This window comes from Bacillus timonensis (assembly GCF_000285535.1).
GTDB lineage: Bacteria > Bacillota > Bacilli > Bacillales > Bacillaceae_L > Ferdinandcohnia > Ferdinandcohnia timonensis.
On record NZ_HE610990.1, the window covers coordinates 115,925 to 123,471 of the forward strand.

Genomic DNA, 7,547 nt, shown 5'->3' on the forward strand with positions numbered 1-7,547 from the left:
AAAGCACGGGGCTTACTTGCCCCTTTTTTCATATATTTATCTATTTTTTCACAATCATATCCTTCCGTTTGTGCAGAGAGTCACCCCTCTGTTTTACCTAAAAGGATTTTTCGGTCGTGATTGGAGTCAACCGGGAGGCATCCGCCGAAACTTCGATAAACCTCCTCCTCGTCAACTAAACCCGTGACAATATCCTATTGGAATGTCACCATTTCCGTTCATGGTTTAGTTCTGGCGCTTTAAAAATGAAAATGAATGATCCGTATTATCCCTCCTCCTGTAAATAAAAAGAACAAGAACAATAATACACTAGAAAATCAAACTTCGTCAATCAAAACATGGAATAAATTTTCCATGTACACTAAAAAAATATGCAAACTTGGAACAAGATGTGCCAAGTTTGCATATTTTTAATCAAAATGTATTAGAAGTACAAAGAACACGAAGTATTACTCCGCTCCCATTTCTGTTTTTACCACAGAAACAATACGTTCTACATATTTTTTACATAGTTCTTCTGTTGGAGCTTCTGCCATTACCCTCACCAATGGCTCTGTACCGGAAGGACGTACTAATATACGGCCGTTTCCATTCATCTCAGCTTCCACTTTTTCAATAACCTCTTTAATCACCGGATTATCAGTAACATGATATTTATCTGTAACTTTTACATTCACTAATAATTGCGGGAATTTTGTCATTTCACTTGCAAGCTGTGATAAAGGTTTCTTTGTGACCTTCATGATATTGACTAATTGAAGACCTGTTAATAATCCATCGCCTGTAGTATTGTAATCAAGGAAAATGATATGGCCAGATTGTTCTCCACCTAGAATAAATCCACTCTTTTTCATTTCTTCTACAACATAGCGGTCCCCAACTGCTGTTTGAACACTTTCAATGCCGTTCTCCTCTAGTGCTTTATAAAAGCCTAAATTACTCATCACAGTAGATACAACAGTTTGATGCTTTAAGCGACCTTGTTCCTTCATATACTTTGCACAAATGTACATGATTTGGTCACCGTCAACGATATCTCCATTTTCATCAATTGCAATTAGACGATCGCCGTCACCGTCAAAAGCAAGTCCAACATCTGCACCCTTTTCCTTTAAAAATGCAGAAAGTGCTTCTGGATGGGTAGAACCTACTCCATCGTTAATATTAAGACCATTTGGTGATGTTCCCATTGTAGAAATATCTGCATCTAAGTCAGCAAACAAATGAGTAGCTAAAGAAGAGGTTGCACCATGAGCGCAATCCAATGCTACATGAATACCCGTGAAGTCTTCTTCTACTGTTTGCTTTAAGAACTGAAGATATTTCTGTCCACCTTCGAAATAGTCATTCACCTGTCCTAAATCTGTACCGATTGGGCGAGGAAGCTGATCTTCAGATAAATCTAAAAGTGCTTCGATTTCATTTTCTTGTTCATCGGAAAGCTTGAAGCCGTCTGGACCAAAGAACTTAATTCCATTATCTTGTACCGGATTATGTGACGCTGAAATCATGACACCTGCTTCTGCACCTAAAGCCTTTGTTAAATAAGCAACACCAGGAGTAGAGATAACACCTAAACGCATAACCTCTGCACCAATTGATAGTAGCCCTGCTACAAGAGCTCCTTCTAACATATGTCCTGAAATACGAGTGTCACGGCCGATTATTACCTTTGGTCTATCTTTATCTTTTGTTAATACATACCCTCCAAATCTTCCTACCTTAAATGCAAGTTCTGGAGTTAATTCACTATTTGCAACACCACGTACACCATCTGTACCAAAATATTTTCCCATTTTAAATGATCTCTCCTTTTGCAGATACTATCCTTCGATTTCGGTGATTCGTATCTTTGCCTTTTCTTGAGGTAATGCCCACGTCACATTATCTGGGCCCTTCACTTCTATATCTACATCATGTTCACCAATCCCTAGATCGGTCACATCAATAAACACATCAAAATTTGTAGGACTTGTCCCGTCTATGACACTTTGAGCGCCCTGTACATCTAAATTAAGAGTCCCTGCTTCAGGATTTAAAAAAGTAAGTGCATATTCAGATTCTAAGCCTTGGCTTCTAATTGATAAATCTGAGAAGGTTTCCGAAATCTCTTCTTCAACATCAACTGCAACTTCTATTTCTTGAGGAGATATTTGAGTAACTCCTTTAGGTATCGGAACCTTCACTTTTATCGTGGAGTCTTCCTGAATTTTATCAAGGTCAATTTCACCTTCAATAGAAGATATTGCATCGATGACTTCTTTTGGACCAAATATCGTAACCTGATTAGGCGTTGGCGTGATATTGACTAGACTTAACCCATCTGCAAGTTTTCCTTTTTGCTTTAGGGTGAACGATACTGATTTATTCGGACTCACAATCGGAACCGTAATTTCAACAACGCTTGGTTCAACGCTCACCGACAAGACATTTTGATTTTTATCATAAACAGCTACTCGTGATTCCTGTGTAAAAGTTTCCGTAACCCCCTTAAGGTCGACAACCGCTTTTACTAAAGCGATTCTTTCGATTTCCTCTAAGGCCCCGGTTATTTTTACAACCCGAGGTGCAGCAACTGGTTGTTCTATTGTATATCCTTCTGCTACCTGGTCCCGGTTAACAAAGTCGACTTCAACTGGGAATTCCTTGGTCACTTTTTCCTGAATAACGACCGTAATTTCAGCAGGATCAATTTTCACTTTAATTTTTTCAGATATATTTCGATACTGTAGTTTTACCTTATGAGTACCAACCGATAACTGAGTAAGGTCTGCATAAACTTCTATTTCTTTTTGAAGGCCTTCCCTTTTCGTAACACCGGACGGACCTTCAATTGTTACATTTACATATTGAGGAACCCCTGATACAACTAAATTTTGATCATCATAGTACGTATTCACTGGAATCTCAGTTAACGTTTCCGAATAATTTGAAAACAACGGTATGCCTGCAGGACTCTTGGAAGACGGTTGATTCTCAAAGCTGACAGAGGCGAATAAGAGCAACGCAATTAACAACGCAATAATCCGTGTAACCCAACGGTTATCAATTAATTTATCCATTCTTTTTCCCCCTCCATTGCCATAGTGAATGAGAGGTAATACTATCGTTTGTCTTTAGTTCTTGGTTTAGTAAATCTCGAAATGCATCAGGTTTCAAATCACGGTGTAGTTCGCCGTTTTTTGTTAAGGACACACTTCCTGTTTCTTCTGATACAATAATGGTAATGCTGTCTGTTACCTCACTAATCCCAAGTGCTGCCCGGTGACGAGTTCCTAATTCCTTTGAAATAAATGGACTCTCTGAAAGTGGTAAATAACAAGCGGCAGCTGCTACCTGGTTTTTTTGGATAATCACGGCTCCATCATGTAGAGGAGTATTTGGAATAAAAATATTAATTAATAGCTCAGATGAGATAGCTGAATTTAGCGGAATCCCTGTTTCCACATAATCCCCCATCCCCGTTTGTCGTTCAATCGAGATGAGTGCGCCGATACGGCGTTTTGCCATATAATCTGTTGCTTTTGTTATGGCTTCAATTAATTTTATCTGCTGGTCTTCTTCGTCAGTACCACTTCTTGAAAATATTTTTCCACGACCAAGCTGTTCCAATGCCCTTCGTAATTCAGGCTGAAATATAACGATAATCGCTAAAAATCCCCAATCCATCACCTGGTCTACTAACCAAAACAGCGTATGTAATTCTAACAGGCTACTTAATAAGCGGATAAAAACGATAACAATAATTCCCTTTAATAACTGAACAGCTTTCGTTCCGCGTATAAGGGATAATATTTTATATATTACATACCAGACAAGGAGAACATCTAGAAAAATGCCGAGGTAACCTAGTAATGGGAGTTCATTAAATGACATTCTCACACTTCCTCTATGAAATAATCCAAAAACACATAGTTAGCTATAATATTATATCATATAACTTTCACGTTCCGATTACAAATTGGTAGAAGGATGAGCTTAATTTTAACGAAGAAAAAGGCCACCGTGTTCGATGGCCTATTCTTCATTATCAAAAACATGGATTGCATCTGTTCCAATTTTTTTATATGGTACCAAAGCCACTCAAACATTTGATTGACTTCTTTGATTTCCCCTGTAACATCTCCAGCTGAAGCTAGATATTTCTCACCATTAATCACAGTGACATCTCCATCTACAGCTCCTTCAATCACAATTTTACCATTTTGAACGACAACATCACCCTTAACCGTTTCACCTTCAGGAACAATCACAGTATTGTTTTCAACAATCAAATTTGGTTGTTTGGAAACAGAGAATTGCTCATTTTCATTCCAAACTGAAAAAAGACTTCCTACCATTAATAAAAGGAAGAGTGAGGCAGCTGTCAGCATCGGATGGGCTCTGAACCAACGTTTAAAGCTTACAGTGCGTTTTTCCTTCGGTAAATTTTGCATGACATTTAATGTGAAATCATTAGGTGCAGAAATATGAGAAGTACTTTGAACTAAAGCAATGGTTTTCTTTAGTTCATGAAAATGTTGATTACAGGATTCGCATGTTTGCAAATGCTCACGTAGTAGCTTCTCTTCCTCTTCAGAAATATCCTCATCTAGGTAATTGTGCATAAGTTGAATTATGTTGTTTTCTGAACAGTACATTCTTTCTCACCCCTATACATGTCGAAGCTGGTTTCGTAAAGCTTCTCGGCCTCTGTGAATCCTTGTTTTAACTGTGCCAACTGGCAAGTCAAGAATTTCACCAATTTCTTTTAGTGAAAACTCTTCGATGTATTTTAAAACAATAACAGAACGATACTTATCCGGAAGCTTCAGTATTTCCGCTTGGATTAATTCTTGAAGCTCCATTGTCTCTAGCTCGTCCTCTGGCAATGCGACATCTGCGGCTACCTGTGAATACATAGTTAGTCCATCTGAGCCCGCAAGCTCAGCATCTAAGTAGTAGTCAGGCTTTTTCTTTCGAATGCGGTCAATCGACAAATTCGTTGCTATTCGATATAGCCATGTTGAGAACTTTTTATTCAAATCATAGCTGTGAATATTCACATATGCTCGAATAAAGGCTTCCTGTGCAATATCCTCTGCCTCATGTCGATTCCCAAGCATACGATAGCATATTTGAAAAACCTTGTCTTTGTAAAATTCTACTATCTCCGCAAATGCATTCTGATCTCCATTTTTAATCTGCCTAATTCTGTTTTTGATGATAGTCTCCATTTTGTATACCTCCGCCACTGCGGGTATCATTATTTACGAACGACCTTTAAAAAGGTTTCACTTTCTCCATAATTTTCATTTTAACAAATTTTGGGTGGGTTATGGGGTAGGAAATCAAATCTTTAAAATAAAAAAAACAGTACCTCTATTTTTACCGAGATACTGCTTATTTTTTATAAAAGTTTTTCTCCAAATAATGATCCCATTAATGCAACTGCTACGGAAGCTGTTTTATTTTTGTCGTCTAAAATTGGATTTACCTCTACGAATTCAGCAGAAGTTATTAATTTGGATTCCTCTAACATTTCCATTGCTAAATGGCTCTCACGGTAACTGATACCACCAAGAACTGGAGTCCCCACACCCGGTGCATCATGTGGATCTAAGCCGTCTAAATCTAATGATAAATGGACACCATCTGTTCGATCCCGAAGATAGGCAATGGTTTCTTCCATAACTTTTGTCATACCTAAGCGATCAACTTCGTGCATCGTATATACTTTAATACCTAATTTTTTAATTAATTCCTTTTCGCCATCGTCGAGTGCTCTTGCACCAATGATTACGATATTTTCTGGTTTTATTTTTGGACTATAGCCAGCAATATTTGTTAATCTTTTATGACCAAGTCCAAGACTAGCTGCAAGTGGCATACCATGTATATTTCCTGTTGGTGAAGTATCCGCTGTGTTTAAATCACCATGAGCATCATACCAGATAACACCTAAATTTTGATAGTGCTTAGCCACACCGGCGAGTGTTCCAATCGCAATACTATGGTCACCACCTAAAACAAGTGGAAATCTTCCGTTTTGTATCACCGTATCCACTGTCGTCGCTAGCTTCTCACTAGCTTCAGATACTTTCTCAAGGTTTTTTAAATTTTCATCGTTTGCCACTTCTTCACGAGTGGGACGTGTTATTTCAATATCACCTAAATCATCTATATCATAGTCAAGTCTTTCTAATCGTTCAACAACACCCGCATATCGAATGGCACTTGGCCCCATATCTACACCTCTACGCATTTGGCCTAAGTCCATTGGTACACCAATTATGGAAATATCCTTCTTCATGAATAAACGAACCTCCTTCTCCCATATACCCCTATTTTCCTACTTTTTATAGAATGACTCAACTCGACAAAAACATGTATATATATGCAGTCTGAGATAGGATAGAAGCTTTAAAACTGCGGATTTATACAAAAAAAATAAACCAACTGGTTTATTGTTACGTTCATATGCAATTGGTGGAGCCTAGCGGGATCGAACCGCTGACCTCCTGCGTGCAAAGCAGGCGCTCTCCCAGCTGAGCTAAGGCCCCGAATATAAAAAAGAAGTAGTTCATGGAGCGGAAGACGGGATTCGAACCCGCGACCCCCACCTTGGCAAGGTGGTGTTCTACCACTGAACTACTTCCGCAAGAGATGAGCCATGAAGGACTCGAACCTTCGACCCTCTGATTAAAAGTCAGATGCTCTACCAACTGAGCTAATGGCTCGAAAATGGCTGGGCTAGCAGGATTCGAACCTACGAATGACGGAGTCAAAGTCCGTTGCCTTACCGCTTGGCTATAGCCCAATGATTAATCTTCATATCGAGTTTTACTTGATTACGGAATTTATTTTGTTGTTACCCTATTATGTTGCACAACTAACGGCAAATTATGTGTAACTTTACTAATTAAATGTACAATTCCCATAAAAATAGCCTATTTCAACCTCGTGAACTTGTCCAAAAGAAAGAATAAAGGCTTCTACTATGTAGATGGTGGAGGGGGACGGATTCGAACCGCCGAACCCTGAGGGAGCGGATTTACAGTCCGCCGCGTTTAGCCACTTCGCTACCCCTCCATCATTAAATTAAGGTGGTGCCGGCTAGAGGACTTGAACCCCCAACCTACTGATTACAAGTCAGTTGCTCTACCAATTGAGCTAAACCGGCATTAAAGTCTTAAGCAACATTCTTTGACTTAAATGGTGGAGGATGACGGGATCGAACCGCCGACCCCCTGCTTGTAAGGCAGGTGCTCTCCCAGCTGAGCTAATCCTCCTACGTAAAGTAAGTTAAATGGTGACCCGTACGGGATTCGAACCCGTGTTACCGCCGTGAAAGGGCGGTGTCTTAACCGCTTGACCAACGGGCCATCTCGTAATTTGTCTTTTTCGTAAGCTTCCAAGCGGGCTCGAACCGCTGACCTCTTCCTTACCATGGAAGTGCTCTACCAGCTGAGCTATGGAAGCAATGGCTCCGCAGGTAGGATTCGAACCTACGACCGATCGGTTAACAGCCGATAGCTCTACCACTGAGCTACTGCGGAATAATTGCC

General features: G+C 39.6%; 6 protein-coding genes and 10 tRNA genes. All 16 read right to left on the minus strand.

The window, feature by feature from the left end; genetic code table 11:
• Positions 1-449: 449 nt before the first annotated feature.
• Complete coding sequence (gene glmM / locus BTHG_RS22645; protein ID WP_010284909.1) at positions 450-1,796, minus strand: phosphoglucosamine mutase; 1,347 nt, start codon at positions 1,794-1,796, stop codon at positions 450-452.
• A 27-nt stretch (positions 1,797-1,823) separates the two neighbouring features.
• On the minus strand, positions 1,824-3,062 hold the full coding sequence (locus BTHG_RS22650) for a CdaR family protein (protein ID WP_010284916.1): 1,239 nt from the start codon (positions 3,060-3,062) through the stop codon (positions 1,824-1,826).
• Positions 3,055-3,876 (minus strand): diadenylate cyclase CdaA, encoded by an 822-nt coding sequence (gene cdaA, locus BTHG_RS22655; RefSeq protein ID WP_010284918.1) that lies wholly within the window; start codon positions 3,874-3,876, stop codon positions 3,055-3,057. Before cdaA ends, BTHG_RS22650 begins: the two co-directional genes overlap by 8 nt.
• Positions 3,877-3,932: 56 nt before the next feature.
• Positions 3,933-4,640, minus strand: coding sequence for an anti-sigma-W factor RsiW (gene rsiW, locus BTHG_RS22660; protein WP_010284920.1), 708 nt, complete (start codon positions 4,638-4,640; stop codon positions 3,933-3,935).
• Positions 4,641-4,652: 12 nt separating this feature from the next.
• Complete coding sequence (sigW, locus tag BTHG_RS22665) at positions 4,653-5,216, minus strand: RNA polymerase sigma factor SigW (RefSeq protein WP_010284922.1); 564 nt, start codon at positions 5,214-5,216, stop codon at positions 4,653-4,655.
• A gap of 173 nt (positions 5,217-5,389) precedes the next feature.
• On the minus strand, positions 5,390-6,292 hold the full coding sequence (gene rocF, locus BTHG_RS22670; RefSeq protein WP_010284929.1) for an arginase: 903 nt from the start codon (positions 6,290-6,292) through the stop codon (positions 5,390-5,392).
• Between the two features lie 174 nt (positions 6,293-6,466).
• Positions 6,467-6,542: transfer RNA gene (locus tag BTHG_RS22675), tRNA-Ala, on the minus strand.
• Between the two features lie 23 nt (positions 6,543-6,565).
• Positions 6,566-6,640, minus strand: a tRNA-Gly gene (locus BTHG_RS22680).
• A gap of 6 nt (positions 6,641-6,646) precedes the next feature.
• Positions 6,647-6,719, minus strand: a tRNA-Lys gene (locus BTHG_RS22685).
• Between the two features lie 5 nt (positions 6,720-6,724).
• Positions 6,725-6,799: transfer RNA gene (locus BTHG_RS22690), tRNA-Gln, on the minus strand.
• A 187-nt stretch (positions 6,800-6,986) separates the two neighbouring features.
• Positions 6,987-7,071: transfer RNA gene (locus BTHG_RS22695), tRNA-Tyr, on the minus strand.
• Positions 7,072-7,086: 15 nt separating this feature from the next.
• A tRNA-Thr gene (locus BTHG_RS22700) sits at positions 7,087-7,162 on the minus strand.
• Positions 7,163-7,195: 33 nt separating this feature from the next.
• Positions 7,196-7,271 (minus strand) — tRNA-Val (locus tag BTHG_RS22705).
• An 18-nt stretch (positions 7,272-7,289) separates the two neighbouring features.
• Positions 7,290-7,364: transfer RNA gene (locus BTHG_RS22710), tRNA-Glu, on the minus strand.
• A gap of 24 nt (positions 7,365-7,388) precedes the next feature.
• Positions 7,389-7,461 (minus strand) — tRNA-Thr (locus tag BTHG_RS22715).
• A gap of 2 nt (positions 7,462-7,463) precedes the next feature.
• Positions 7,464-7,538, minus strand: a tRNA-Asn gene (locus BTHG_RS22720).
• Positions 7,539-7,547 lie beyond the last annotated feature (9 nt).